Below are 1,036 nucleotides of genomic sequence, written 5' to 3' on the forward strand. Positions count from 1 at the left end.
AGGCTTGAGTATCTTGATCCTGGGGTTGAAAACCACTTCTGTCCATGGTGCCAGTTGTGGCCGCATTAGCTTCTTTCATTCGTCCACGGCGGTCCACCGGCAGTAGGGGCAGTAATCCTGCACCGACAATAAACCCACCGAGTTTGCCGATAAAACCACGACGGCCTGTTTTACTGGCAGTGCCTCTGGCCAGCTTCTCCATAGTAGAGTCAAAACCTTTATTTTTTTTCATTTCTATTCTCTCCGTTAGTTCTTAATAACTGTTGATTCACCGGTTAATGTACGTGTGTTTCTTTGCCTAAGCTTGCTGCAGGGGCTGCTGTGCCTTCTTGCATGAAGCTCTGTAATGAAGAGTGACCAAGACGAATGGCTTCAAACAAACTTTCTACATGTTCACGGGTGTTACAAAGACCTTTAGATTGAATGACGCCATCTTGGTCAAGCAGGACGCCGTAAGGTACTTTGGAAACTTGATAACGCATGCCAATTTCGGCAGATACAACGTAGCGCTCACCTTGAAGTGGATGATTCTTCAAAAACTCCCGATGCTCGGCTTGGGTGCCATCACTTATCAAAATGACATCTGTTCCTTCAGCTGCTGCTACTGAGCGAATAATGGGCAATAATTTCGCGCAGACTGGACAAGATGGGCCTGTAAACATTAATAAGCTCGCACGCCCGGGAGTGATAGCACGACCGACCAGTAATGGTTTCTCGTCAATGGTTGTTACATTAAAGACGGGGGAACGCTCACCAATATCAGGACCATGATCGATCATCATCGCGCCTAATGGAGCTGACCTTTCATGTAGTAGCCCTATCTGACGAATGACACCAAGCATAAGTGCAGCTAGTGCTAAAAAAGCTCCCCAAAGCAGAACATTTGATGCAATAAGAAATTCAACATTCATTTCAGTATTTCCTTAAATTAAGTCTAAAGTTTGTTAGTGCGAGTAGCTGGAAGACCAACAATTAAATCGGCTGCCAAATAAAGAAGGGTGAGCATCACTGCTGCAGCCAATCCCATCACCCAGGA

1 protein-coding gene and 1 pseudogene are annotated in these 1,036 nt (G+C 45.8%); both read right to left on the minus strand.

Annotated elements, in window-relative coordinates; genetic code table 11:
• Positions 1-232 (minus strand): annotated as a pseudogene (locus tag B3O33_RS12975) (methylamine dehydrogenase (amicyanin) light chain); the annotation flags it as partial.
• A 43-nt stretch (positions 233-275) separates the two neighbouring features.
• Positions 276-911: a methylamine dehydrogenase accessory protein MauD gene (mauD, locus tag B3O33_RS12980; protein WP_292360732.1), complete on the minus strand. Its 636-nt coding sequence runs from the start codon at positions 909-911 to the stop codon at positions 276-278.
• Positions 912-1,036: the final 125 nt, after the last annotated feature.

The sequence above is a fragment of the Methylophaga sp. UBA1464 genome (assembly GCF_002325665.1).
GTDB lineage: Bacteria > Pseudomonadota > Gammaproteobacteria > Nitrosococcales > Methylophagaceae > Methylophaga.

Excerpts from the sequence above, each read along its gene's own strand:
- mauD (WP_292360732.1), bottom strand. The coding sequence starts at position 911 with ATGAATGTTGAATTTCTTATTGCATCAAATGTTCTGCTTTGGGGAGCT.